25 protein-coding genes and 1 pseudogene are annotated in these 25,031 nt (G+C 70.9%); 12 read left to right on the forward strand and 14 right to left on the reverse strand.

What is annotated here, in order from left to right; all coding sequences use genetic code 11:
* The 3 genes from FNH05_RS07790 to FNH05_RS07800 form a co-directional block, all read left to right on the forward strand.
* Positions 1-1,283, forward strand: a 1,283-nt coding sequence (locus FNH05_RS07790; protein ID WP_186382433.1) for an ADP-ribosylglycohydrolase family protein, incomplete at its 5' end; no start/stop codon positions are given.
* A 46-nt stretch (positions 1,284-1,329) separates the two neighbouring features.
* Entirely contained in the window at positions 1,330-2,757 is a 1,428-nt protein-coding gene (locus tag FNH05_RS07795; RefSeq protein WP_144586651.1) for an ADP-ribosylglycohydrolase family protein, read from the forward strand.
* 99 nt (positions 2,758-2,856) lie between these two features.
* A complete protein-coding gene (locus FNH05_RS07800; RefSeq protein WP_144586652.1) occupies positions 2,857-3,765 on the forward strand; it encodes a prenyltransferase/squalene oxidase repeat-containing protein in 909 nt (302 codons plus the stop codon).
* A gap of 3 nt (positions 3,766-3,768) precedes the next feature.
* Here the strand turns inward: FNH05_RS07800 and FNH05_RS07805 are convergent, their stop codons facing one another.
* Positions 3,769-4,959, reverse strand: a complete 1,191-nt coding sequence (locus tag FNH05_RS07805) for a sensor histidine kinase (RefSeq protein ID WP_144586653.1) — start codon at positions 4,957-4,959, stop codon at positions 3,769-3,771.
* Positions 4,956-5,612 (reverse strand): response regulator transcription factor, encoded by a 657-nt coding sequence (locus tag FNH05_RS07810; RefSeq protein WP_144586654.1) that lies wholly within the window; start codon positions 5,610-5,612, stop codon positions 4,956-4,958. Before FNH05_RS07810 ends, FNH05_RS07805 begins: the two co-directional genes overlap by 4 nt.
* Positions 5,613-5,739: 127 nt before the next feature.
* Here FNH05_RS07810 and FNH05_RS07815 point away from each other — a divergent pair, with 127 nt between their 5' ends.
* The 6 genes from FNH05_RS07815 (at position 5,740) to FNH05_RS07840 (ending at position 10,525) form a co-directional block, all read left to right on the forward strand.
* Positions 5,740-6,285: a hypothetical protein gene (locus FNH05_RS07815; protein WP_144586655.1), complete on the forward strand. Its 546-nt coding sequence runs from the start codon at positions 5,740-5,742 to the stop codon at positions 6,283-6,285.
* Positions 6,282-7,394, forward strand: a complete 1,113-nt coding sequence (locus FNH05_RS07820; protein ID WP_144586656.1) for a peptidoglycan-binding protein — start codon at positions 6,282-6,284, stop codon at positions 7,392-7,394. The genes FNH05_RS07815 and FNH05_RS07820 overlap by 4 nt, the downstream gene beginning before the upstream one ends.
* On the forward strand, positions 7,391-8,053 hold the full coding sequence (locus tag FNH05_RS07825; protein ID WP_144586657.1) for an ABC transporter ATP-binding protein: 663 nt from the start codon (positions 7,391-7,393) through the stop codon (positions 8,051-8,053). Before FNH05_RS07820 ends, FNH05_RS07825 begins: the two co-directional genes overlap by 4 nt.
* Entirely contained in the window at positions 8,050-9,258 is a 1,209-nt protein-coding gene (locus FNH05_RS07830; protein ID WP_222426546.1) for an ABC transporter permease, read from the forward strand. The genes FNH05_RS07825 and FNH05_RS07830 overlap by 4 nt, the downstream gene beginning before the upstream one ends.
* 235 nt (positions 9,259-9,493) lie before the next feature.
* Positions 9,494-10,240, forward strand: a complete 747-nt coding sequence (locus FNH05_RS07835) for a sigma 54 modulation/S30EA ribosomal C-terminal domain-containing protein (protein WP_144586658.1) — start codon at positions 9,494-9,496, stop codon at positions 10,238-10,240.
* A gap of 6 nt (positions 10,241-10,246) precedes the next feature.
* The gene (locus FNH05_RS07840; RefSeq protein WP_144586659.1) at positions 10,247-10,525 is read left to right on the forward strand and encodes a DUF3040 domain-containing protein; all 279 of its coding nucleotides are present in this window, start codon (positions 10,247-10,249) and stop codon (positions 10,523-10,525) included.
* 212 nt (positions 10,526-10,737) lie between these two features.
* Here FNH05_RS07840 and FNH05_RS07845 read toward each other — a convergent pair whose 3' ends face one another.
* From FNH05_RS07845 to FNH05_RS07855, 3 genes are all read right to left on the reverse strand, one after another.
* Complete coding sequence (locus tag FNH05_RS07845) at positions 10,738-12,012, reverse strand: cytochrome P450 (protein ID WP_144586671.1); 1,275 nt, start codon at positions 12,010-12,012, stop codon at positions 10,738-10,740.
* Between the two features lie 102 nt (positions 12,013-12,114).
* A complete protein-coding gene (ctaD, locus tag FNH05_RS07850) occupies positions 12,115-13,866 on the reverse strand; it encodes an aa3-type cytochrome oxidase subunit I (protein ID WP_144586660.1) in 1,752 nt (583 codons plus the stop codon).
* A gap of 485 nt (positions 13,867-14,351) precedes the next feature.
* Positions 14,352-15,116, reverse strand: a complete 765-nt coding sequence (locus FNH05_RS07855) for an alpha/beta fold hydrolase (RefSeq protein WP_144586661.1) — start codon at positions 15,114-15,116, stop codon at positions 14,352-14,354.
* Positions 15,117-15,155: 39 nt separating this feature from the next.
* Between FNH05_RS07855 and FNH05_RS07860 the strand changes: the two genes are divergently transcribed.
* Positions 15,156-15,680 (forward strand): GNAT family N-acetyltransferase, encoded by a 525-nt coding sequence (locus tag FNH05_RS07860; RefSeq protein ID WP_144586662.1) that lies wholly within the window; start codon positions 15,156-15,158, stop codon positions 15,678-15,680.
* Positions 15,681-15,686: 6 nt separating this feature from the next.
* Here FNH05_RS07860 and FNH05_RS07865 read toward each other — a convergent pair whose 3' ends face one another.
* Positions 15,687-15,974 (reverse strand): hypothetical protein, encoded by a 288-nt coding sequence (locus FNH05_RS07865; RefSeq protein WP_144586663.1) that lies wholly within the window; start codon positions 15,972-15,974, stop codon positions 15,687-15,689.
* 10 nt (positions 15,975-15,984) lie between these two features.
* Positions 15,985-17,406 carry an MFS transporter gene (locus FNH05_RS07870; protein WP_281287594.1) on the reverse strand — a complete coding sequence of 474 codons (1,422 nt, stop codon included), beginning with the start codon at positions 17,404-17,406 and terminating at the stop codon, positions 15,985-15,987.
* A gap of 152 nt (positions 17,407-17,558) precedes the next feature.
* Here FNH05_RS07870 and FNH05_RS07875 point away from each other — a divergent pair, with 152 nt between their 5' ends.
* On the forward strand, positions 17,559-18,122 hold the full coding sequence (locus tag FNH05_RS07875) for a TetR/AcrR family transcriptional regulator (protein ID WP_144586664.1): 564 nt from the start codon (positions 17,559-17,561) through the stop codon (positions 18,120-18,122).
* Here the strand turns inward: FNH05_RS07875 and FNH05_RS07880 are convergent.
* Positions 18,109-19,239, reverse strand: a complete 1,131-nt coding sequence (locus FNH05_RS07880) for an alkaline phosphatase family protein (protein WP_144586665.1) — start codon at positions 19,237-19,239, stop codon at positions 18,109-18,111. The two genes, FNH05_RS07875 and FNH05_RS07880, sit on opposite strands and share 14 nt — an antisense overlap.
* Before the next feature lie 58 nt (positions 19,240-19,297).
* Between FNH05_RS07880 and FNH05_RS07885 the strand changes: the two genes are divergently transcribed.
* Positions 19,298-19,504 carry an FmdB family zinc ribbon protein gene (locus tag FNH05_RS07885; RefSeq protein ID WP_144586666.1) on the forward strand — a complete coding sequence of 69 codons (207 nt, stop codon included), beginning with the start codon at positions 19,298-19,300 and terminating at the stop codon, positions 19,502-19,504.
* 25 nt (positions 19,505-19,529) lie between these two features.
* On the opposite strand, the gene FNH05_RS07890 is transcribed toward FNH05_RS07885, so the two are convergent.
* The 6 genes and pseudogenes from FNH05_RS07890 to FNH05_RS37880 form a co-directional block, all read right to left on the reverse strand.
* Positions 19,530-20,147 (reverse strand): lysoplasmalogenase, encoded by a 618-nt coding sequence (locus FNH05_RS07890; protein WP_246127595.1) that lies wholly within the window; start codon positions 20,145-20,147, stop codon positions 19,530-19,532.
* Between the two features lie 108 nt (positions 20,148-20,255).
* A complete protein-coding gene (locus FNH05_RS07895; RefSeq protein WP_144586667.1) occupies positions 20,256-22,031 on the reverse strand; it encodes a 3-hydroxyacyl-CoA dehydrogenase family protein in 1,776 nt (591 codons plus the stop codon).
* Positions 22,032-22,204: 173 nt separating this feature from the next.
* Positions 22,205-22,888, reverse strand: a complete 684-nt coding sequence (dhaM, locus tag FNH05_RS07900; RefSeq protein ID WP_144586668.1) for a dihydroxyacetone kinase phosphoryl donor subunit DhaM — start codon at positions 22,886-22,888, stop codon at positions 22,205-22,207.
* Positions 22,885-23,517 (reverse strand): dihydroxyacetone kinase subunit DhaL, encoded by a 633-nt coding sequence (gene dhaL, locus FNH05_RS07905; protein ID WP_144586674.1) that lies wholly within the window; start codon positions 23,515-23,517, stop codon positions 22,885-22,887. The genes dhaM and dhaL overlap by 4 nt, the downstream gene beginning before the upstream one ends.
* 2 nt (positions 23,518-23,519) lie before the next feature.
* The gene (dhaK, locus tag FNH05_RS07910) at positions 23,520-24,521 is read right to left on the reverse strand and encodes a dihydroxyacetone kinase subunit DhaK (RefSeq protein WP_144586669.1); all 1,002 of its coding nucleotides are present in this window, start codon (positions 24,519-24,521) and stop codon (positions 23,520-23,522) included.
* 59 nt (positions 24,522-24,580) lie between these two features.
* Positions 24,581-25,031, reverse strand: a pseudogene (locus FNH05_RS37880) (DUF3558 domain-containing protein); the annotation flags it as partial.

Consider the following 25,031-nt stretch of genomic DNA (forward strand, 5'->3'; position numbering starts at 1 on the left):
CCCCCGAGATCGCCCCGACGGAGGTCCTGCTCCCCGAGTACGAGCCCGGCCTGCTCGAGTACCTGCGGCAGTTGGCCGCCGAGTACGAGATCCTGCCGGACCGCCCCGACTTCCTGCACAAACACCTGATCAACGTCGCCGGCAGGGCGCGGGGGAACGGCCGTGCCTTCACCCCCGGCGAACTGCGGCAGTACAGCCGCGCGTTCGCCCTGCGTTTCCACACGCTGCGCGGTCAGCGCGAGGGCAAGCCGGTGGTGTGGCCGGAGGATCTGCGGGCGAACGGCCTGATCGAGCGGTACGACGCCGAGGGCCGGGTGCGTCCCGTGCCGTGGCGGTTCGGCAAGGCCGCCGAAGAACGGGACAGCGCCCTGCCCGCCCGCCGGGTGGTGGGCGCCTACGTCGGGTTCGCGCTGGGCGAGGCGCTGGGGCTGGTGGCGGAAACCGGCCGTTGCCCCGACGAGTCGCCGCTGCACTGGGGAGGGCTGACCCGGCAGTTGCTCGCGCTCAGCGAGTCGGTCATCCGCGCCTTCCCGGAGGAGGCCGAGCCGGAGGTGGTGCCCAACTCGCTGCCGGTGTCCGACGGGGAATCGAGCTGGTGGAGCATCGCCGCGGGCGAGACACCTCCGCCACCGGCCGAGTTCGCCACCCTGCTCACCGCCGCCCTGCCCGCGGCCGCGGCGGGCAACGGCCGCCTGTCCTCGGGTGACGCCTTCCCGCTGGCGGTGGCCAGGGAGCTGACCGGGTCCGGCGCGGGCAGCGAGGTCAACGACAGCGTGACGGTACTGGTCAAGGTGCTGTTCCAGCAGCTGAGCAGGCACGAAGGCTACGACTGGCCGTCGCGCGTCCGGGTCGGGGAGCTGACGCGGCACGAGCAGCCCGCCATCAGCACGCTCGCCACCAGACTGCTCGAACTGCGGAACGACCGGACCGCCGACGACGAAGAGCAACTCGAAACGCTGGGCGACGGCCGTTCGCCCCTGTCGGTACTGTCGCGGGCGTTACTGGCGGCCGTGAAGCGGGACTACGACCCGTACACGGCACTGGCCGTGGCCGTGAACCACTCGGGAAACCGGCCGCTCACCGGGGCACTGACCGGCGCACTGGCCGGCGCGCGGCACGGGGTGGCGGGCCTGCCGGAGCCGTGGGTCCGGCAGCTCGGCAGACTCGGTGTGGTGGAGAACATGGCCGAGGACATCTATCTCGGCTTCGCCCGGCAAGGCATCTGGCGGGAAGGCGCGTCCGAACGCGAGGAATGGCGCAAGCGCTATCCGCCGGCGAGCTGAGCACGGGGACGAGTGACCGAACGACGGGGAGGAGCGCCGCGCACGCATGGCCGGTGACCATTGGATCAGCGACAACGATCTCGCCACGCTGAAACGGCTACTGGAGGGGCAGAAGAAGGTCGACAGCGGCCCGTGGCCGCTGACGCCACCGGTTTCGGTGCACCGGGTGGAGCTGTTCATCGGGCTGGACTCGGACGGCAAGCGGTTCCTCACCCGGAATCCAGTGGAGCCGCCCGAGGACTCGTTGTTCGCGCCCTCGGTGGGCGCCGCCTCGACCACCGTGCGCTCGTCGGGGAACTTCCTCGACGCCCCTGGGCCCGCGCAGCCGCCCGCCGCACCGCCGCCCTCGGAAGTACCTGCTGTGCCTGCCGGGCCGGTGGTGACCGGGCCGATCCAGCCACACCGCTGGCGCGGCAGCGTGCTCGCGGGCGCGGTCGCGGACGCGCTCGGCGCGCCGATCGAGAACGACACCATCGAACGCATCCGCGAGCGGACCACCCCGGCCGGTCTGGTCGACTTCATCCCCGCCTACGACGGCATCGGCACGATCACCGACGACACGCAGATGACGCTGTTCACCTGCGACGCGATGATCCGGGCGAACATCGCCCGCCGCACCGGCAGACCGTCCGATGTGCACCACGAACTCCAGCTCGCCTACCAGCGCTGGCTGCACACCCAGGGCACCTCGTGGGAGCGGGCCCGCGGACCGCGCGAGACCAGTGAACGGCCCGGCGGCTGGCTGCTGGACCACCGCGAGCTGTTCCACCGCCGGGCGCCGGGCGCGACCTGTTTCTTCGCGCTCAAGGAGTACGCGCGCACGGGCGAACGCGCCACGTTCACCCACACCGTCAACAACTCCAAGGGCTGCGGCGGCGTCATGCGCGCCGCGCCGGTCGCGCTGTGGTCGGAGGACCCGGCGGAGGTGTTCGCGGTGGGCGCGGCGAGCGCCGCACTGACCCACAGCCACCCCAGCGGCTACCTGCCCGCCGGGGCGTTCGCGGTGATCGTCGGCCAGCTCGTCCGCGGGGGCGAACTGGGCGCGGCGATCGATCTGGCCCGGCACCTGCTGCGGGGCTGGGACGGGCACGAGGAGACCGTGGCGTGTCTGGAACAGGCGCTCCGGCTCGCCGAGCAGGGGCCGCCCACCCCGGAAAAGGTGGCCTCACTCGGCGGCGGCAACGTCGGCGAGACCGCGCTCGCCATCGGCGTCTACTCCGTGCTGAGCACCCAGGACCTCAGCAGTGCGCAACTGGTGGCGATCAACCACAACGGCGACAGCGACTCCACGGGTTCGATCGCGGGCAACATCGCGGGCGCGATCTACGGCGAGCAAGCGCTGCACCGCCCCTGGCTCGACCGGCTCGAACTCCGCGAAGTGATCAGCACGATGGCCGACGACGCGCTCACCGAGTTCGGCCCCTCCCCCCGTTCCGACGACCAGTGGCTACAGCGCTACGCCATCCCCCGCTAGGACTGCGTCCGGGTCCCCTCACGGCAACCCGCGGCCCGTGGCGCGGCGCGGGTCCGATTCGTACAAGACGGGGGTGCGGGCGGGCGGCATGCTGAGGGCATGTCCGTCGAAACCGCCATCGATCTCGCCGCCGCCGAGGCCTTCCTCACCCGGCACGCCCGCCTCCTCGACCGCCACCGGTTCCGGCACATGGTGGGCCGGGGCAACCCGGAGGCCACGCTCGCCGCGCTGGAGGCCTACCGCAACCCGGACGGGGGGTTCGGCTGGGGGCTGGAGCCCGATCTGCGCTCGCCGGAGAGCCAGCCCGGCCCCGCACTCCACGCGTTCGAGGCGCTCGCGGACGTCGCGCCGGTGACCAGCCCGCTCGCGGTGCAGTTGTGCGACTGGCTCGCCTCGGTGACGCTGCCCGACGGCGGATTGCCGTTCGCGCTGCCGGTGACCAGTCCGGTGGGCTGTGCGCCGTTCTGGACCGGCGCCGATCCGCGGGTGTCCTCCCTGCAGATCTCCGCGATCGTCGCGGAGAACGCGCTGCGGGTCGCGGCGCACGACCCCGCCGTGGCGGCGCACCCGTGGCTGGACCGGATCGGCGAATACTGCCTGTCCGCGATCCGCACCCTCGACTCCCGGCCGCACGCGCTCGTGCTGGCCTTCGCCGTGCGGTTCCTCGACCTCGCTCACGACCGGTACCCGGGGGCGGCCGAGGCACTGGACCGGCTGCGGGAGCACGTTCCGGCGGACGGGCACCTGCACGTCGAAGGAGGCCGCGAAGACGAGCTGATGCATCCGCTGGACTTTTCCCCGCTCCCGGGCCCGGCACGGCGGTTGTTCGCGCCCGAAGTCGTCGAGGCCGATCTGCGGCGGATCGCCGGGCTGCAACAGGACGACGGCGGCTGGCCCGTCGACTTCGACTGCTACTCCCCGGCGTCCCTTCTGGAATGGCGCGGCTACCAGACCGTGCGGGCGATCTGGCTCCTCCACCGCAACGGCCTGATCGGTCCTCTGACGTAAAGATCAGGGCTCGGCTCCGTCGGTGACGGCCAACGCGAGCGTGACCGTGACGACGAGACCGCCCTCGTCCCGCGGCTCCGCCCGCACGTCGCCCCCGTGGGCGCGGGCGACCGCCCGGACGATCGACAGGCCAAGGCCCACCCCGGGCCGGGGGGCGACCCGGTCGGCGCCGAACCGGCGAAACGGCTCGAACAGGCCCGGGATCTCGTAGCGGGGGACGACGGGCCCGCTGTTGCTCACGCTCACCACCGCCAGCCCGTCCCGGACGCCGCTCGTCACCCGCACCCAGCCGCGTTCGGCGAGGTTGTGCCGGACCCCGTTTTCCACCAGGTTCTGCGCCAGCCGTTCCAGCAGTACGGGATCACCGGTGGTGGGTGCCTCGGCGGCCTCCACCCGGAGGGAGACCTCGCCGGTGGGAGTCTGGTCCGCGACGTGCTCGACGACGTCCGCGAGGTCCACATAGGACCGGTCGAGCACTTCGCGTTCGGACCTCGCGAGCAGCAGCAGGCCCTCGATCAGTTGTTCGTGGCGTGCGTTGATCGCGAGCAGGGTGGTCCCGAGCTGGTCGACTTCCGGCGTCACCGACTCCGCGGCGAGCGCCACCTCCAAGAGGGTCCGGTTGAGCGTCAGCGGAGTACGCAGCTCGTGGGAGGCGTTGGCGATGAACCGCTGCTGGCCGTCGAAGGACTGGTCGAGGCGGGTCAGCATCACGTCGAAGGTGTCGGCCAGTTCCTTGATCTCGTCCCGCGGACCGTCCAGACCGATGCGCTCGTGCAGACCGCGATCGGCCGCCGGGGCCTCGGCGATCCGCCGCGCCGTCTCGGTGACCCGGTGCAGCGGTCGCAGCGCCCGGCCCGCGACCACCCAGCCCGCCAGTACCGCCGCGGCGCCCACCACGGCCAGCGCGATCCCGCCCTGGGTCAGCAAAGTGCGCAGCGCGCTGTCCCGGGTTTGCTGGATCAGGTCCTGCACGAAGGTCTGGTTCGGCGGTGGCGGTGGAACCGCGGGGGGACTTCCCGGATCCTGCTGTTCGAGCTGGACGTGTTGGGCACCGGTGATGGCCGCGCCCGGGAGCTGGCGAGAGACCAGGAGGTACGTGACCGCCAGCAGCACCACTCCGGCGAGCAGGAAGAGCCCGCCGTAGATCAGTGTCAGGCGGGTGCGCAGGGTCGGTCTCGGCCATCGGCGCGTCACGGGATCCGGTACCCCACTCCGGCGTCGGTCAGCACGATGGGCGGGTCGCCGAGCTTGCGGCGCAGTTTGAGGATGGTCATCCGGACCACGTGGGTGAACGGGTCGATGTGCTCGTCCCAGGCCTTCTCCAGTAGTTGCTCGGCCGAGACCGCGGTGCCGTCGGCCCGCAGCAACTCCGCGAGAACGGCGAACTCCTTGCGGGACAGTGGAACGTAACGGCCGTGTCGGTACACCTCGCGGCGGTGCGGGTCGAGGCGGATGCCGGAGCGCTCCAGCACTGGCGGCACCGCCGGCCGCGTCCGCCGCCCCAGTGCGGCCACCCGTGCGACCAGCTCGCGTAGCGCGAACGGCTTCGACAGGTAGTCGTCCGCGCCGAGGGCGAGCCCGGCGACGCGGTCGTCGATCCCGGCGGCCGCGGTGAGCATCAGCACCCGCGTCGAACCGTCCTGTCCGGCCATCCGGCGACACACCTCGTCGCCGTGCACGACCGGCAGATCGCGATCGAGGACCACCACGTCGTAGTCGTTGACGGCGACGCGCTCCAGCGCCGCGCCCCCGTCGTGCACGACGTCCACGGCGTGCGCGGCCTGCCGCAGCCCCTCCGCCACGGCCGCCGCCAGCAGCACCTCGTCCTCGACCACCAGAATCCGCATACCGCCATGATCACCCACGGTGACGTCAAACCAGCGTCACCATTTCCGGTGACGGCCGGGATAGGTCGTCCCGGCTGTACTCGCCTCCGGTACCGGAACCGTTCCGGCACCGGAGGAGGAGAACGACATGCGCCCCAGGACGCGCCTCGGGACGGCATTGCTCCCGGCCCTGCTGTTGACACTGACCGTCACCGCGTGCGGGGGTTCCGGCATCGCCACGGCAGGCGGAACCGCCACCGCCACGCCCAGCGGCACCCGCGCGGGCAACGACCAGGACAAGATGCTGAAGTTCGTCCGCTGCATGCGGGAGAACGGCGTGAACGTGGCGGATCCGGTGGACGGGCAGCCACCGGTGATCACGGAGGGCATGGCCACCAAGGAACAGATGCGGACGGCGCAGGAGAAGTGCAAGCAGTACGCGCCGGCCATCACCGGGAACGGCAGGACCGTCGACCCCGAAACCCAGGAAAAGTTCCGCAAGGTCGCGCAGTGCATGCGGGAGAACGGGTTCCCGAACTTCCCCGACCCGACGGACAAGGGCCTGGGCTTCGACGAGAAGTCCGGGATCGATCCGCGGGATCCCAAGTTCGTCGCGGCCCAGCAGCAATGCGACCAGTACGGACCACAACACGGCACGGGCACGGTGGACGCGCAGCCGGGCGGCAACGGATGACCCGGCGCCGGAAACGGGCCCTGCTCGTGGCCGCGACGGCGGCGGTCCTCCTCGCCGGGGCCGCGGTCACCGTCACCGCACTCGGAGCGGGTGGCGGCAAGGACGCCGGAGGAGCCCGCACCGCCCTTCCCCCGGGCACCGCGAAGGTGACCCGGCAGACGCTGGTGGACACGCAGACGGAAAGCGGAGAGCTGAGCCACGGCGACACGGTTACGCTGAACAACCGTCTCAACGGGACGATCACCGCGCTCCCCCTGGCCGGTTCCACCGTCACTCGCGGAAAAACGGCGTACAAAGTGGACGATCTTCCGGTGGTGCTGCTGTACGGCACCCTGCCCTCGTACCGCGCACTTTCGGTCGGCACCGAGGGGTCGGACGTGAAGGAGTTCGAAGAGAACCTCCGTGCGCTCGGCTACACCGGGTTCACCGTGGACGACGAGTACTCCGATTCGACCGCGGCCGCGGTGAAGAGCTGGCAGAAGTCGCTGGGACTGCCGCAGACCGGCACGGTGGACCTTGGGCGCGTGGTCTACGCGGCCGGGCCGGTGCGGGTGGACACGCTGAAGACCGAAGTCGGTGACGCGGCCCAGCCCAGCGGCGCGCTCTTCACCTACACCGGCACCACTCCCGTGGTCACGGTGGAGGTTTCCACGGCCCAGCAGCGGCTCGCGGTGAAGGACGCGGCGGTGACGGTGAAACGACCGGACGGCAGGACCTGCCCGGCCCGGATCACCGGGACCGAGACCGTGGTCGGCACGAGCGGCAGCGGCAGTGGCAGCGGCGGTTCCGGTGGCGGCGGACAGGGCGGGGATTCCTCCTCGACCAGTACGAAGATCCGCATCACGGTGACACCCGACGACCCGAAGGCACTGGACGGGCTCGACGCGGCCTCGATCGACGTCGACTTCACCGCCTCCCAGCGGGAGAACGTGCTGACCGTGCCGGTCACCGCGCTGCTCGCGCTCGCCGAAGGCGGGTACGGCGTACAGGTCGTCGAAGGGGGAACCACCCGGATGATCGCGGTGCGGACCGGACTGTTCGGCGGTGGACGGGTCGAGGTGTCGGGGGCGGACCTGGCCGAGGGCATGACCGTGGGGACCCCGTCATGACCGCGGTGATCGAGCTGGACCGGGTCACCAAGGAGTATCCGGGGGGCGTGGCCGCCCTGCGCGGGGTCGGCCTGTCGGTCTCCTACGGCGAACTCGTGGCCGTCGTGGGACCTTCGGGCTCCGGAAAGTCCACCCTGCTGCACGTGATCGGCACCCTGGACCGGCCCTCGACCGGCAGCGTCCGGATCGACGGGCACGACGTTGCCCGGCTGTCGGACCGGCAGCTCTCGGCATTGCGGGCGCGCCGCATCGGGTTCGTCTTCCAGCAGTTCCACCTTTCGCCCGGATTGTCCGCTGTGGACAACGTGGCCGAGGGGCTGCTCTACGGGGGCACACCGAGACCTCAACGGCGGAAGCGCGCGAAGGACACGCTGACCCGCGTCGGTCTCGGGCACCGGCTGGACCACCGGCCGCACGAACTGTCCGGTGGGGAACGCCAGCGCGTCGCGATCGCCCGCGCGGTGGCCGGTGATCCGGCGCTTCTGCTGGCCGACGAGCCCACGGGAAACCTGGACTCGGCGTCCGGGGCCGGTGTGCTGGAACTGTTGTGGGAGTTGCACCACGCGGGCACCACCGTCGTGGTCATCACGCATGACCGGGAGATGGCGGCGGCCCTGCCGCGACAGGTCGCCGTGCGGGACGGAGAGGTGCGGTCGTGACGAACCCAAACGGAGTTTCCCTGTCCCCGGCCCGCCTGCGGCCCGGCGATCTGCTGCGCGTGGGCGGCAGCGGGCTGCGCACCCGCCCACTGCGGGCCTTCCTGTCCGCGCTGGGAATCGCGATCGGAATCGCCGCGATGACCGCCGTGGTGGGGATTTCCGCGTCGAGCCGGGCGGATCTGGACCGTACGCTCGCCGCGCTCGGCACCAACCTGCTCACCGTCCGGCCCGGCCAGACCCTGGGCGGTACCGACGCCACGCTGCCGGATGAATCGGTGGGGATGATCTCCCGGATCAAACCGATCGAGAAGGTCGCCGCGGAGGGCAGGCTCGCCGACCCCAAGGTGTACCGCACGGACAGGATCCCCGCGGTGCAAAGTAACGGGATCACCGTGCGGGCCGCTCAACTCGGCCTGCTGAACACGGTGGGCGCGACCCTCGCCGACGGTGCCTGGCTCAACGCCGCCACCGAGCGCTACCCCGTCGTGGTGCTCGGTTCCGCCACGGCCCGGCGGCTGGGCATCGGCGCCTCCGGCACCCAGGTCTACCTCGGCGGGCGGTGGTTCACCGTCGGCGGCATCCTCGCACCGGTCGCGCTGGTGCCGGAACTGGATTCCTCCGCGCTGGTCGGCTGGACCGCCGCGAAGGACTACCTCGCCTTCGACGGTCATCCCACCGCCATCTATACGCGAACGCTGGATTCGGCCGTCGAAGCGGTCCGCGCCGTGCTGGGCGCGACGGCGAACCCCAAGTCGCCGACCGAGGTGGAGGTGTCCCGCCCGTCCGACGCGCTCGCCGCGCGCGAGGCCACCGGCAAGGCGTTCACCGGGCTGCTCGTCGGCCTGGGCGCGGTCGCCCTGCTCGTCGGCGGGGTGGGCGTCGCCAACACGATGGTGATCTCCGTGCTCGAACGCCGGACCGAGATCGGGCTGCGCCGCTCGCTCGGGGCGACCCGGGGCCAGATCCTGGTGCAGTTCCTGGCCGAATCCCTCCTGCTGTCCGCCCTCGGCGGGCTCGGCGGGGTGACGCTCGGTGCCCTCGTCACCATCGGATACGCGATGAGCCGGTCCTGGCTGATCGACCTGCCGCCGTGGGTGCCGGCGGGTGGGCTCGGCGCCACCCTGGTCATCGGCGCGCTCGCCGGGCTCTACCCGGCTGTCCGGGCCGCGCGGCTGGCGCCGACCGAGGCGCTCGCCACTCCGTGAAAACGGAGCCACGACAAAATTGTTGGGGCGAGCCGTGAGGGGGCCCCTCACAGTCGAAATGGCTGTGAGGGGCCCTCACGGCCATGGCCGGCCGGGACAGCCCCACACCGTCAGTGCCCGGAGACACTGCGTGACCTGAGGTCCAGGCCACGTTCCCGAAGGGACTTTGTGCCCTTCCGCCCTTCGCGGCGGATCGCGAGAATTTCCGCGCGGGTAGTGGTGAAAGGGACGGTGGATGTCGGGTACGGACATCGCGGTGGAGACTTCGGGCGAAATCCTCACCAGGGCACGTGAACAGGTCGAGCGCCAGATCGAAGCCTTCGTCCGGCGCCTGCCCGGAACGGTCGAAGGACTCCGGGTGCGGCTCACCACCTTCCGCCAGAACAGCACACCGCGGCCCGCGCTCGCCCAGATCAACCTGACGCTGAACGGGCGCGCGCTGCGCGCTCAGGTGGCCGCGCCGTTCTTCCCCGAGGCGGCAACACTTCTTCGCGCCCGCCTGTGCCAGCACCAGGCCCGTTTGGACGATCCCTCGACACCGCGGCCGTGGCCCGACGCCTACCGCCAGTGCCATCCCGCGTCGTTGTGCACCGTGTCACCGGCGCGCCGGAAAATCGTGCGGCGCAAGGAGTTTCCCCTCCAGAACGCGACTCCCGACGAGGCCGCGCTCACCATGGACGTGCGGGACTACGACTTCCACCTGTTCGTCGACGCCGAAACCGGTCAGGACAGCCTCGTCTACCGGATCGGTCCCACCGGCTACCGGCTGGCCCGGCTTTCCGGTCTCCAGCCCCCGCAGGGTGCGGCCCTACCGTGGACCATCAACGTGCACGGCGTGCCGGAACTCACCCCGGAGCAGGCCGCCGAGCGGCTGGACGACACCGAAATGCCCCACCGTTTCTTCCAGGACACCGCCACCGGACGCGGCAGTGTCCTGTATCTCCGCTATGACGGCCACTACGGCCTCCTCACCGCCGGATAGAGAGACATGGACTTCCGCGAAGAAACCCGCCAGCTGGCCGAAATCCAACGACAACTGACCAAAGAGGACCCCGCGCTCGCGCGCCTGCTGGCCACCGGCAGGCCCGCCGCCTCGGCGGACTTCGTCATCGTCCTCGGCGCCATGCTCGCCTCGTTCGCGGGCGGCCTGCTGTCCCTGCTGCTCGGCGCGCTGGTCTCGTCGGCGGTGATGCTGGTGAGCGGCGTCATCCTCGTCGCCGTGGTACCGGCGGTGCTCGCCACCTGGCGCTTCCGCTGGTACCGCTGAAGCCCGGACCACAACGGCCGTGAGGGGACCTGCAAAGTCGCGTGACTGTTTGCCGTGAAGGGTCCCTTCACAGTCGATTCGACTGTGAAGGGACCCTTCACGGCGCCCATTCCCGCCTGAGCGTGGGACACAAGTGTCTGAGGGTGGGACTCACCGTTCCTGGGCCGACTTTGCCGGGGCCCCTGGCCGTATTCGGCCAGGGGCCTCACGGCTCAGTTCGTGAGGACGGGCAGGAAGTCGATCCCGAACACCACCGAGGTCTGGCGGTAGGGCAGTTCTCCGGCCGGGACCGCGAGCCGCAGCTTCGGGAACCGGCGCACCAGCGCCGGATAGGCGGCCCGCAGTTCCATTCTCCCCAGCTCCGCGCCGACGCACCGGTGCACGCCCCAGCCGAAGGCGAGGTGCTGGGTCGCGCCCCTGGCCGGGTCGAACCGCTCGGCGTCCGCGCCGAACACCCCGTCGCGATTCGCCCCGCTCAACGACACGAAAACGATGTCACCCTTGCGAATCCGCACCTCCCCCACGGTCACGTCTTCGCGGGCGAAGCGCGGGAAGGCGACCTGCACCACGGTGAGATAGCGCAGCAGTTCTTCGACGAAGTCCTCGATCGCGTCGTCGCGCTCGCGCACCAGCTCGAAGTGTTCCCGGTTCTCCAGCAGCACGATGGCGCCCAGCGCCAGCATGCTCACCGTGGTTTCCAGCCCACCGACCAGCACACCGTCCACCAGGCCGGCGAGTTCGGTGTCGGTGACTTCGTCGCCGTGCTCGGTGATGATCGAGCCGAGCAGTCCTTCACCCGGCGCCTCGCGCTGCCTCCGCACGAGCTCGAGCACATAGGACAGTGATTCCGACACCGCGCCGAAGGAGGCACCCGCCCCGGCGAACAGGTCGAAGCGGACGGTGCTCAGCCGCTGGAACAGGTCCCGGTCCTCATAGGTCACGCCGAGCAGTTCGGCCACCACGAGGGACGGGATGGGCAGCGCGAAGTCCTTCACCAGATCCACCGGGCCGTCCGCGGCCGCCATGGCGTCCAGCTGGTCGGCGATGATCTCGTCGATGCGCGGGCCGAGCCTGCGCAACCGGCGCATGGTGAATTCCGGGGTCAGCAGTTTCCGCAGGCGGGTGTGGTCCGGCGGGTCGGCGAAACCGAGACCGCCCGGGTTCTGGTTCGCCCCCAGCCCCGCCTTGCCGACGAGGTTCGTGTAGTCGTTGCTGAACCTGTCCGACGAGGACAGTACGGTCCTGGCCTCCTCGTAGCCGGTGACCAGCCAGGCGCGCAGCCCCAGGGGCAGCTTCACCCGGCTGACGGGTTCGCTCTCGCGCACGCCCGCGAGTTCGGTCACCGGGTCGAGGCCGTTACGCCGCAACGGCATCAGGCTTTCTTCCGGCAGCAGGGACAGGGTCGGCGTGTCACCGCCGCGCCGCTGCTTCACCTCGAGGTAGCGCCGCCCCGCCCAGGCGATCAGCTTCGACCGCAGTTCCCGCATCTCCATCGTTTTCTCCCCGTTCGATGATCTGCGCCGCCCCCATGCGACGGAGCCCCCCGCAGTCCTTTTCGGACACGAGGGACCCCTTCGCCAGGTGGCTTTTCAGTTGTCCTTACCGGCTTCCACCGCCGGTTTCCCGGCATCGGCGGCGACCTTGTGCGCCTTCGGCTTACCGGTGAAGGTGATGTCGGCTTCGGACCGCATCCGTTCGACCATGTGCGGGTAGTGCAGTTCGAAGGCGGGCCGCTCGGACCGGATCCGGGGCAGCTCGGTGAAGTTGTGCCGCGGCGGCGGGCACGAGGTGGCCCACTCCAGCGAGTTGCCGTAGCCCCACGGGTCGTCCACCGTCACGACTTCGCCGTAGCGGTAGCTCTTGAACACGTTGTAGATGAACGGCAGGGTCGACGCGCCCAGGATGTAGGCACCGATCGTCGAAACCATGTTCAGCGAGGTGAACCCGTCGGTGGGCAGGTAGTCCGCGTAGCGGCGCGGCATGCCCTCCGCACCCAGCCAGTGCTGCACCAGGAAGGTGGTGTGGAACCCGATGAAGGTGGTCCAGAAGTGCAGCTTGCCGAGCTTCTCGTCGAGCATGCGGCCGGTGATCTTCGGGAACCAGAAGTAGATCCCGGCGAAGGTCGCGAACACGATCGTGCCGTAGAGCACGTAGTGGAAGTGCGCCACCACGAAGTAGCTGTCCGACACGTGGAAGTCCAGCGCGGGCGCGGCCAGCAGGATGCCGGTCAGACCGCCGAAGAGGAAGGTGACCAGGAAGCCGATCGAGAAGATCATCGGCGTTTCGAAGGTCAGGTGCCCCTTCCACATGGTGCCGATCCAGTTGAAGAACTTGACGCCGGTCGGCACCGCGATCAGGAAGGTCATGAAGGAGAAGAACGGCAGCAGCACCGCGCCCGTGGCGTACATGTGGTGCGCCCACACCGCGACCGACAGCGCCGCGATGCTCAGGGTCGCCCAGACCAGGCCCTTGTAACCGAACACCGGCTTGCGCGAGAACACCGGGATGATCTCGGAGACGATGCCGAAGAACGGTAGCGCGACGATGTAGACCTCGGGGTGGCCGAAGAACCAGAACAGGTGCTGCCAGAGGATCACCCCGCCGTTGGCGGCGTCGAACACGTGGGCACCGATGCGGCGGTCGGCCAGCAGGCCCAGCAGCGCGGCGGTCAGGATCGGGAACGCGATCAGCACCAGCAGGCTGGTGATCAGGATGTTCCAGGTGAAGATCGGCATCCGGTACATGGTCAGACCGGGGGCGCGCAGGCAGACGATCGTGGTGATCATGTTGACCGAGCCGAGGATCGTGCCGAGACCGGAGATGGCCAGGCCGGCGATCCACAGGTCGGCGCCGACACCGGGCGAGTGGATCGCGTCCGACAGCGGCGTGTAGGCGAACCAGCCGAAGTCGGCGGCGCCACCCGGCGTGAGGAAGCCGGACACGGCGACGGTGCTGCCGAAGAGGTACAGCCAGTAGGAGAAGGCGTTGAGCCGCGGGAACGCCACGTCCGGCGAACCGATCTGCAGCGGCATGATGAAGTTCGCGAAACCGAAGACGATCGGCGTCGCGTACATCAGCAGCATGATCGTGCCGTGCATGGTGAACAGCTGGTTGTACTGCTCCTGCGAAAGGAACTGCTGTCCCGGACGAGCCAGTTCGGTACGGATCAGCATCGCCATCGCGCCGCCGATCATGAAGAACGCGAACGACGTGACCAGGTACATGATGCCGATCTGCTTGTGGTCCGTCGTGCGGAACAACCGCAGCAGGAACGAACCCTTGGCCGCCTCTCGCGCCGGATAGGGACGCGTGACGATCGGCTGCGGGGCTACGGTTGTCACTCCTGCCTCCAAGACTTCAAACCTCGGTGTCGGGTCAACGGCCGCCTGGGCAGCCGCTCGGATCGTATCCCCCAGGGCCGACAAGGGTACGCACCGGCCGGGAAGATCACGGCCTTTCCGGAGTTTTCCCACCCCGGCACGGCGTGAGACGGGCGTGGCGGGGCACGCTCGCCGCCTGTCCGCCGCTCCTTCGCCGACGCCCGCTTTCCGATCGAAGCCGCTGGTGGGGCGGGTTCCGGTGGGAACAGGCGTGTCCGAGTGCCCCGGTCCGCGCGGCCCCGTCCGGCTTCGCGAACGGGCCCTGCCGGCCCTGGTCTCGGATTGGGACACACCGGGCATAGCGGCCCCGGGAAAAGCGCAGGTCCGCACCTTTTCGCGGCGGGCTCACGGCCACGCTGTGGCGTTTCCCACGTCATATTCGGAACCCATCGCTTTTCCCCAATGTCACAGTGAGCGAGTGTGCACTTACCGAGTGGGGGCGCCGTTCATTCCTGGGCGAGGTGGCGGTCCCACCACGTCAGGATCGCGCGGGCGAGACCCTCGGGGGCTTCGAGCGGGGTGAGGTGCCCGGCGCCGGGCAGGGTCACCAGTTCCGCGCCGGGCACGGCGTCCGCCATGGCGCGGGCGGCTTCGGGCGGGGTGAGGGTGTCGTCCTCGCCGACCACGACGAGGGCAGGCACCCGCGCGGCGGCCAGCACGTCGAGGGAATCGGGCCGCGCGGCCATGGCGCGGGCCGCCCAGGCGACCCCGGAGGGCGGCTGCGCGTCCATGAGCTCGCGCAGGGCCTGCACGGTTTCCGGACGTTCGGTGCGAGTCCGTTCCGCCAGCACGTTCGGCAGCATCGACTCCGCGAGCCAGCCCGCGACGCCCTCCGCCTCGGCGCGTTCTGCGACGCGGGCACGGTTCTCGGCCGCTTCGGGAGCGTCCGCGCTCGCCTTGGTGTCGATCAGTACGAGACCGCCGACGCGTTCCGGCGCCAGCCGCAGCACCGCCATGGCGAGGTAGCCGCCCATCGAGCAGCCGCCCAGTACCGCGCGTTCGAGTCCGAGCTTGTCGAGCAGCGCGACCACGTCGCGGGCCGCGTCGTCCAGGCTGGGCGCGCGTTCGGTCTCGGGCAGCGGGGTGCGGCCGAGGCCGCGCTGGTCGGGGGTGATGAGCCGGAGCCGGGCGGCCAGCGGCGCCCGTACCGGGTCCCACATGCGGGCGTCGACGGGGAAGGCGTGCAACAGGATCAGCGGGAGCTCGGCCATGTCCCGCATTCTGTCGGACCCTCGCGCTAGTTTCGCGCCGTGACCGTCGAGTTCCCCGAGATCCGCACCGGCAGGCTGACGCTGCGCCGGTTGACCGAAGACGACCGGGAGACGGTCGTGGAGATCCAGACCGATCCGCGGACCAACCGGCACAATCCCACGCCGCCGGACCGGGCGGAGAGCCTGGCGAAGTTCGACTCGTGGCTGGCGGACTGGGCCGAGCTGGGGTTCTGCTACGTCGCGGTGCTCGAGACGGCGACCGGATCCTTCGCCGGGATCGGCGGACTCCAGCTGCGGCAGTTCGACGGTGAGGAGATCCTCAACCTCTACTACCGCTTCCGGCCGGAGTTCTGGGGCAAGGGGTACGCCACGGAGATGGCCTCGGCGATGATCGCCTGGGCCGACCGCACCGTCCCGCGGTACCCGGTCCAGATCAGCGTGGCTCTTTCCAACACCCCGTCGCTCCGGGTCGCCGGGCGCCTGGGTTTCCGGCCCTACCGGGACAGCGTCCACGACGGGGTGCCCAGCAGGCATTTCCGCCGCGGCCGGGGCTTCCAGGCCTGAAGCGGGTCAGCGCCGCCGGGTGGGCCGGCGCCGGGCGCGGGCCTGCCAGCACGCGCCATGCCAGTGGCGGCGGTCGGCCACGGATCCGGCCTCGTCGGCGGGCCAGGCCACCACGTGCGGGACGCCGGCGCCGATCTCGTGGTCGCATCCGGGACAGCGGTACACCTTCGCCGCCTGGGCTCCGGGCACGGTGCGGACGAGCCACTCCCCGTCCGGCGCGGATTCCGCGCGTGCCCAGCCGGTGGCCGCCCGCGGTTCGGGGCGGCCACGGTGTCCTCGGTTGCGGCGCGGCATGCCTTCAACGCTATCGCGCGCGCCGGAAGGTGAGCGCCACGGCGAACGTGATGCCGGCGATGATCGCGGAGGCGACGAAGGCGGCGGTCATGCCGGTGACCAGGATCTGGTGCGGCGCACCGGTGGCGGTCCGGGTGGCGGATCCGAACACGGTGACCAGGATCGCCAGGCCGAGGGTCGCCCCGGTCTGCTGCATGGTCTGGAGCACTCCGCCGGCCGCTCCGGCGTCGCGCGACGGCACGGTCGCCATGATGATCACGTTGAGCGGGGCGAACGCGAGGCCCATCCCGAGTCCCATCAGCACCATGGCGACGAACAGCAGCGGGAAGTAACCGCTCTCCGCGGTCAACCGGGTGAGCAGGACCAGACCACTGATCATGAGCACCGTGCCCGCCAGGGCGGTCGGTTTGGGGCCGAAGCGGGGCAGCAGCCGCGGGATCAGCCTGCTCATGGTGAACACCAGCAGTGCCATGGGCAGGAACGCGAATCCGGTGGCCAGCGCGTTCATGCCGCGCACTTGCTGGAGGTACTGGCTGAGGAAGAAGAACATCGACATGCCCGCCATCGGTCCGAGGCAGAAGTTGACGTAGGCGGCGGCCCGGTTGCGGTCGGCGAACAGGCGCAGCGGGAGCAGCGGCTGTTCGGTGCGGATTTCGACGGCGAGGAACGCGGCGAGCAGGACCGCGCCGATCACCAGGGACGTGACGGTGGTGCCGTCGCTCCAGCCCGCGGTGGCGGCGTTGATGAAGCCGTAGACGAGGGCGGCGATGGCGGCGGTGCCGGTGACGGCGCCGGGCAGGTCGAGGCGGGCCGGGTGGCGTTCGGGTTCGCGCAGGTGGCGTAGCGCCAGGGTGACCACGGCGATGCCGAAGGGCACGTTGATGAACAGCACCGAACGCCAGGACAGCCACTCGGTGAGCAGCCCGCCGAGGATGAGGCCGACGGCGAAGCCCGCGCTGGACATGCCGGAGAAGAGCGCGAGTGCCCGCATGCGGGCCTTGGGTTCGCTGAAGGTGGTGGTGAGCAGCGCGAGGGTGCTCGGGCCCGCCGCGGCGGCGCCGAGGCCCTGGACGATGCGGGCGGCGAGCAGGAGGGTGGCTGAGCCGGCGAGGCCGCCGGCGAGCGAAGCGACGGTGAACAGAGCGACACCGGCGATGAACAGCCTGCGGCGCCCGAACAGGTCTCCCGCCCGTCCGCCGAGCAGGAGCAGGCCGCCGAAGACGAGGGTGTAGGAGTTGATCACCCAGGACAGGCCGGTGGGGCTGAAGTGCAGGTCGGCCTGGATCCGGGGCAGCGCCACGTTCATCACGGTGGCGTCGAGGACGATCATCAGCTGGCAGGTCAGCAGGATGGCCAGCACGAGGCCGGGCCGGTGCGGCCGGAGGTCCTGGCCCGCTGCCGGGACGGTTGCGGACAGGGTTGTTCCAGACAAGAAGACTCCAGGGATGCGCGAAATAAGCGGACACTTTCTCCGCTTCTGCTGGAGCTATCATATGGAGAACGTCTCCGGTTTTGCAAGACTAACCGGAGAATCCGTCCGCTTGCCGGGGAGGGCCCGTGGGATCACCGTCGACACCTCGGCCGATGCGCGCCGACGCCCGCCGCAACTACGAGCGGATCGTCGCGGCAGCGCGCGAGGCGTTCACCGAACTCGGCCCCGAAACGGCCCCGCTGGACGACATCGCGCGCCGCGCCCACGTCGGCGCGGGCACGCTCTACCGCCACTTCCCCTCACGGGAGGCGTTGATGGAGGCGGTCTACCGCGACGACATCGAGCGGGTGTCCAACCTCGCCTACGAACTGCTGGAGACCCGGCCCCCCGGCCAGGCACTCGGCGAATGGATGCGGGCACAGATCGCCTTCGTCCTGCAGAAACGCGGACTGGCCACGTCGCTGAAGGCGGCGCTCGACCGCAACGGCGAGACCTTCGCCTCCTGCAAGACGATGATCAGCGAAGCCGCCGCGGCGTTGCTGAAGGCCGCCACCGAGGCCGGGGCGGTCCGCACCGACATCGAACCGGGCGACCTGCTGCGGATGGGGCACGCCATCGGGCTGGCGACCGAGGCCACGCCGGAGGCCACTGAGCGGCTCATCACCGTCGTCCTCGACGGCCTGCGTCCCCCGCAGGGCCCCGCTACCGGCAGCTGATCGCCAGCGGCACCAGCTGTTCGGCCGTGGTGACCGAGCCGTGCTGCCCGACGAGCGCCGATTCCATCGGCTCCGCCTGCCTGCGCAGCATGCCGAACCCGTCGCGGGCGGCGGCGACCACGTCCCCGATCCGCGGCCGCACCCGGTCGCTCACCCGGGGGCCGAACCATCCGGCCGCGATCGCCTCCTCACGCCCGGCCACCCACGCGTGCTCGCCGAGCGCCGCACGCCACGCGGCCAGCACGTCGCCCTCCGCGCCCGGGACCGTGTACACGTGCCGGGCGCGGACCTCCCCGCCGATCTCGCGCACTCCCCCGGTCAGCCCGGGCATCGCGTCGAGGTCGACCGCCGTGCCGTCCACGGTCACCATGCCGTGATCGGCCACCACCAGCAGCATCCGCCCCGCGGGCAGGCCCTCGACCAGCGCTTCCACCAGCCGGTCCACCTGCCGCAACTGCTGTCGCCAGGCGGGTGAACCGGGGCCGTAGAGATGTCCCATCAGGTCGAGCTGGCTGTGGTAGGCGTAGCAGAACCCCGGCGATTCCCGCAGCACGGACAGCACCGACGCGGCCAGGTCCCCCAGCGCGTGCACGCCCACGTAGCGGCTCCCCCGCTGCACCGCCCTGGTCAGGGGTGACTGCGCGAACTGGGCCTCCGACACCACGCAGGCGTGCACGCCGGCGTCGGCGGCGGTGGAAAAGGTGGTCGGCAGCGGTTGCACGTCCTCGGGCGCCAGCTGTCCGGTCAGGTCGGGGCCGCCAGGATGACGGCGCCAGCGCAGCGCGTTGAGCACGCCGACGCCGGGCATCTCGAAGGTGTAGCCGGTCATCCCGTGCTCGCCGGAGGCCAGGCCGGTGCCGATCGCGGCGAGCCCGGCGACGGTGGTGGCGGGATAGCCGACCCGCAGTGAGCTCCTCTTCAGCGAGCTGAGCACGGGTGCGTCGGCCGCGTGGTCCTCCAGCAACTCCCAGCCCAGCCCGTCGACGAGCAGCACACAGGCACCGGTGGCGGGGGGAAGGTCCAGGGTGTTCTCGAAGCGCGGCACACCGAGAACGGCGAGCACCGAGGGTACGACCTCGGCCAGGTGCGGGCGGTCGGGCAGCGTTGGGAGGTCCACGCCTGCCAGCTTGGCAGGCACGGCCGCGGGTCCGCATTTCCTGCGCGATAATCGGCCCATGCCGACCTACGCCTACCGCTGCCGCGAATGCCCCGGAACCTTCGAGGTGAACCGGCCGATGAGCGAGTCCAGCGCGCCCGCGGCCTGCCCCGAGGGCCACACCGACACGGTCAAGCTGCTCACCACGGTGGCGCTGACCGGCTCCGCCGCCACCCCGGCCCCGGCGGGCGGCGGCTGCTGCGGGGGCGCCTGCGGCTGCGGCTGACCACCGCGCGGCGCCGCCGGACCGTCTACTGTGGAGCGTTCGCGTCGTACCGCCGGAGACCGTCGTGGATCAGCCACTGCGCGAGCGTGTAGCTGGCCATCACCCCGGCGTCGGTCACCCTGGCCCACCGCTTCGGCAGCACGAACCGGCCGAGCGCCAGCAGGCTGTCCGAGGCCATGAACGCGGCCGCCCCCGCCACGATCCGCCCGGCACCCGGACCCCGGACGGTGGTCGCGGTGGCGCCCATGGTGCCGATCGCGAGCGCGTAGACCTGGACCGGGCGGCGCAGCGGGCCCGCCTTGCGCCCGATCACCGCCGCCGTCGCCGCCGTGGTCACCGCCACCGGCACGACGAGACGCGCCCGCGGGCGCCCGCCCCGGGCCGCGAAGGCCCCCGTATAGGCGACGTGCGCGGCCAGGAACGAACCGAGCCCGGTCAGGAACGCCCGGTCGCCGCCGCGCAGCAGGGCGACGTCCCCCGCCCAGGAACCGAGCAGGCCCAGCGTGGCCGCCGGACCGGCGGGCCGGTTCTCGGCCGCCAGCACGGGCATCAGCACCGGTTTGGTGATCTTGCGCCAACGGGACGCCCCCAGCAGTGCCAGCGTGGTATCGGCCACCGCGACCAGCGCGTACTTCGCCCGCAAACCGCCTCCTTCATGCCTTTCGAACGCCTTGAACGCCTTGGGACCGGCAGCGGGGGGCCTTTGCGGCGAATGGTGCGCAGTAAAGATCCCCCGCTCCAGCCCGGCACCCTAGACCGTGTAGTCCCGGAAACCCTTGCCCGTCTTGCGTCCCAGCCGTCCCGCGGTCACCAGGTGTTCGAGCAGCGGGGCCGGGGCGAAGCCCTCCTCGCGGAACTCGTAGAACAGGGTGCGCTCGATCGCCAGCGAGACGTCGAGGCCGACCACGTCGAGCAGTTCGAACGGGCCCATCGGCAGCCCGCAGCCGACCTTCATGGCGGTGTCGATGTCGTCGGCCTCCGCGTAGTGCGCCTCGAGCATCTTGACCGCGTCGTTGAGGTACGGGAACAGCAACGCGTTGACGATGAACCCGGCGCGGTCGCCGCAGTGCACCGGGTGCTTGCCGACGGCGGCGCACAGCGCGTAGGCGGTGGCCACCACGTCGGGTGCGGTGGCGATCGTGTGCACCACCTCGACCAGCTTCATCACCGGAGCCGGGTTGAAGAAGTGCAGGCCCACCACCTCGCCGGGCCGGGTGGTGGCGGCGGCGCATTCGATGACCGGCAGCGAGGAGGTGGTGGTGGCCAGGATGGCGCCCGGCCGCACCGCCTCGTCCAGTGCGGCGAACACCGAGCGCTTCACGGCGAGATCCTCGGCCACGGCCTCGATCACCAGGTCCACCTCGGCGAGATCGGCGAAGTCGGTGACCGGGGTGATCCTGGCGAGCACCTCGGCGGCGTCCTCTTCGGACATCCGGCCCTTCTTCACCGCGCGGCCGAGCGAGCCGCCGACCTTCGCCACCGCGGCGGTGGCCTTCTCGGTGGTCCGTGCCCGCAGGATCACCTGGTACCCGCGCTTGGCGAAGACCTCGGCGATGCCGGTGGCCATGGTGCCCGTGCCGACCACGCCCACCTTGCCGACCGGGCGCACGGCGCCGGCGTCCACTGCGGACGCCTCGTCCACGGCGTCGACGACGATCGGCGAGTCGGGCACGTCGTAGGTGTAGAAGCCGCGGCCGGTCTTGCGGCCCAGCAGGCCCGCGGTGATCATCTGCTTGAGCAGCGGGGCCGGGGCGTGCAGCCGGTTACGCGACTGCCGGTACATCGACTCGAGGATCTCGTAGGCGGTGTCCAGGCCGATGAGGTCCAGCAGGGCGAGCGGGCCCATCGGGTAGCCGCAGCCGAAGCGCATGGCGGCGTCGAGGTCTTCCCGCGTGGCGTAGCGCTGCTCGAACATCCGCACCGCGTGGTTGAGGTAGCCGAACAGCAGCGCGTTGGCGATGAACCCGGCACGGTCCCCCATCACCACCGGGGTCTTGCCCAGCCGCTCGGCGAAGGCGACCACCTGGGTGATCACCTCGGGCTCGGTCACCACCGTGCGCACGATCTCGGTCAGCTTCAGCACGGGAGCCGGGTTGAAGAAGTGCATCCCGACGACCTTGCCCGGCCGGGTGGTGTGCACCCCGATCTCGGTGACGGACAGGGACGAGGTGTTGGAGGCGAACACGACTTCGGGGTCGACGATCTTGTCCAGGTCGTTGAAGATCTGTGCCTTGAGCTCGAGGCTTTCCGGCACGGCCTCGATGACGAAGTCCACGGCGGCCAGGTCGGTCAGTTCGGTGGTGTAGCGGATGCGGCCGAGCAGCGCCTCGCGGCCGGTCGAGTCCAGCTTCCCGCCGGCCAGCGCCCGCTCGGTGGACCGTTCGAGATGTCCGCGGGCCCTGGCGACGCCCGCGCCGTCGACCTCGACCCCGATCACGTCCAGCCCGCTGCGGGCGAGGACCTCCGCGATGCCGGACCCCATGGTGCCCAGCCCGACCACGCCCACGGTCGCGATTTCACGCGTCATAACCGGCCCTCCGATGGTTACCCGGCGGTAATAAGGACCGATAGTGCCATGCCGCGCGCCCGATGGCACCACGGGATCGAGTCAGTCGCCGGGAACTCGCTCAGGCCGGGCGAGTGCCGTGAAGGGACCCTTCACAGTCGATCCGACCGTGAAGGGTCCCTTCACGGCGCGACTCAGGCCGGGTCGCCGAAGTTCTGCGCGACCAGTTCCTTCACCTTCGCCAGCGCCTGCGCCGCCTCCGGGCCCCGGGCCCGGACCTCGATCCGGTCGCCCTTGCGGGCGCCCAGCGACATCAGGGCCAGCACGCTGTGCGCGTCGGCTTCCTTGTCGCCGAGCAGGACGCTGACGTCGGCCTCGAACCCGCTCAGGCTCCTGGCCAGCACCGCCGCCGGACGGGCGTGCAGGCCCACCTCGTTGGCCAGCACGACGTCGAGCCGGTCGGCTTCGGGGGCGCTGGTGGCGGGGTGGGCCTCCAGCTCCGGCTGCCCGCCCGCGGCCGCGGCGGCGGCCAGCACGGCGGCACGGTCGGCACCGCCCTGCGCGGCGACCGCGGCCGCCACGGTCCCCTCCACGAACGGCGCGTCGGCCACTACCGCGGTGTTGGCCTCCGGCAGCGACTCGACCGCCAGTTCCGCGGTCATCTGCGCGCTGCCCAGGTCGTAGAGCAGCACCACCCCGGAACCGGAATCGGCCCGCTGGACCGCCGCGACCACCTCGTCGTAGTCGGTGCCGATCCCGCCGTCGGGCAGCCCGCCCGCGGGCACGATCGTGACATCCGGCGCCATCTGCGCCGCGACCTCGGCCAGCCCTTCGGCCAGCTTCGCACTGTGGGACACCAGGACCAGGCCGACACTCATCGCGCCGCCCTCGCCAGCGCGCCGAGGATCAGCGCCGTGGAGCGCGCACCGGGGTCGAGATGACCGGCGCTGCGCTCACCGAGATAGGAGGCCCTGCCCTTGCGGGCCACCAGCGGGACGGTCGACTCCGCGCCCTTCGCGGCGGCGTCGGCCGCCGCGGTCAGCACCGCGGCGACATCGGCTCCCTCCGTGGCCGCGGCCTGCTCGGCCGCGGCGACGGCGGGCAGCAGCGCGTCGACCATCGTCTTGTCGCCCTCGACCGCCTTGCCGCGGGCCTGCACGCCCTCCAGCGCGGCCCGCAACGCGGCGGCCACCGTCTTGACGTCCACTTCGGACTCTGTACCGACCGAGGTGGCGGCCCGCAGGAAACCCGTGCCGTACAACGGCCCGGCCGCGCCGCCCACCTTCGAGATCAGCGTGGTCGCGGCCAGTTTGAGTACCGCACCGGGTGTTCCGGGCACCGACTGGTCCAAAGAGGACACTATCGCGACAAACCCCCGGTTCATGTTCTCCCCGTGGTCGGCGTCGCCGATGGCCCGGTCCAGCTCGATCAGCTCGACCCGGTGCTCGGCGACCACCTCGGCCGCGGCCCGCAGCGCGGCGGCGACCCCGTTGGCCGTACAACCCATTCTCATGCCCTCCAGCGCAGTGCGGTGGTGTGGACCGGAGCGTCCCACAGTTCGGTCAGTTCGTCATCCAGCTTCAGCAACGTCAGGCTGATGCCCTGCATCTCGAGGCTGGTGATGTACGGGCCGACCAGGCGGCGTTCGACGGTGATGCCCTGTTCGGCCAGCAGTCGCTCGGCGATCCCGTGCGCCAGGTAGAGCTCGATCATCGGGGTGCCGCCCATCGAGTTGGTGAACAGCAGCACCCGGTCGCCCCGCGTGAACGGCAGGTCCTCGGCCACGGCACGCACCATCCGCTCGACCAGGACGTCGGCGGGCTCGGCCTTGGTCCGCTCCCGCCCCGGTTCGCCGTGGATGCCGATGCCGAACTCGATCTCGTCCTCGGCGAGGTCGAAACTGGGCGAACCCACGTGCGGCACGGTCGGCGCTGTGAGCGCGACCCCGATCGAGCGCACCTGCCCGATCACCTTGTGCGCCAAGGCTTCCACCGCGTCCAGCGAGTCGCCCCTCGCCGCGGCCGCACCGGCGATCTTCTCCAGCAGCACCGTGCCACCCACCCCGCGACGGCCCGCGGTGAACGTGGAGTCGGCGACGGCGACGTCGTCGTCGATCACCACGCTGCGCACTTCCAGCCCCTCGGCGGCGGCCAGTTCGGCCGCGGTCTCGAAGTTCAGCACGTCCCCGGTGTAGTTCTTCACGATCAGCAGGGCGCCCGCCTCACCGGTGGTGGCGGCGACCGCCGCCTGCACCGCGTCCGGCGTGGGCGAGGTGAACACCGCGCCCGGCACCGCCGCGTCCAGCATGCCGGGGCCGACGAACCCCGCGTGCAGCGGTTCGTGCCCGGAGCCGCCACCCGAGATCACCGCGACCTTGCCCGCCACCGGCGCGTCCGCCCTGATCACGACGTCGGGGTCGTACTGGACCCGCAGCAGGTCGGCGTGCGCGGCGGCGAGCCCCCGCAGCGATTCGGTGACCACGTGCTCCGGATCGTTGATGATCTTCTTCATAACGCCTCCGTTGGCTGGTTCTGGCCCCCTTCCTACCGGCGAATCAGGCCGGACGCCACCTACGGACGGGGCAGTTTGGGCACTACCGCCTTCGCCATCGTCAGCGCCTTGCCGCAGGCGTCGTCCTTGGCCGCGTCGTCGTGGTAGTTGTCGTACTGGACCTCGACGACCTCGCCCTTCCCGCCCTCGGCGGACCGGTGCAGCCACGAGATCGTGCACTGCTTACCGGCACCGTTCTCCAGCTTCTGGTAGCCGGTGACACCGCCGCCCAGATCCACCTTCGTACCGTCGGAGGGCGGCATGGTCAGCTCGTAGGAGAGGTAGCCGCCCGCGGATCCACCGGAGAAGCTGCAGCCGTGCAGGCCGTAGAACGAGCCGGTCGAACCGCGGCCGAGCGCGCCGGTCACGGTCGCGTTGTCGAGCAGGGTGCAGAAGTCCACGGTGAGCAGCGTGCCCTTCGGCTGGGGCAGCTGCGGCGGAGTGTCGCGCAGCCGCTGAATCACCTTCTGC

The sequence above is a fragment of the Amycolatopsis rhizosphaerae genome (assembly GCF_007713715.1).
Lineage (GTDB): Bacteria > Actinomycetota > Actinomycetes > Mycobacteriales > Pseudonocardiaceae > Amycolatopsis_E > Amycolatopsis_E rhizosphaerae.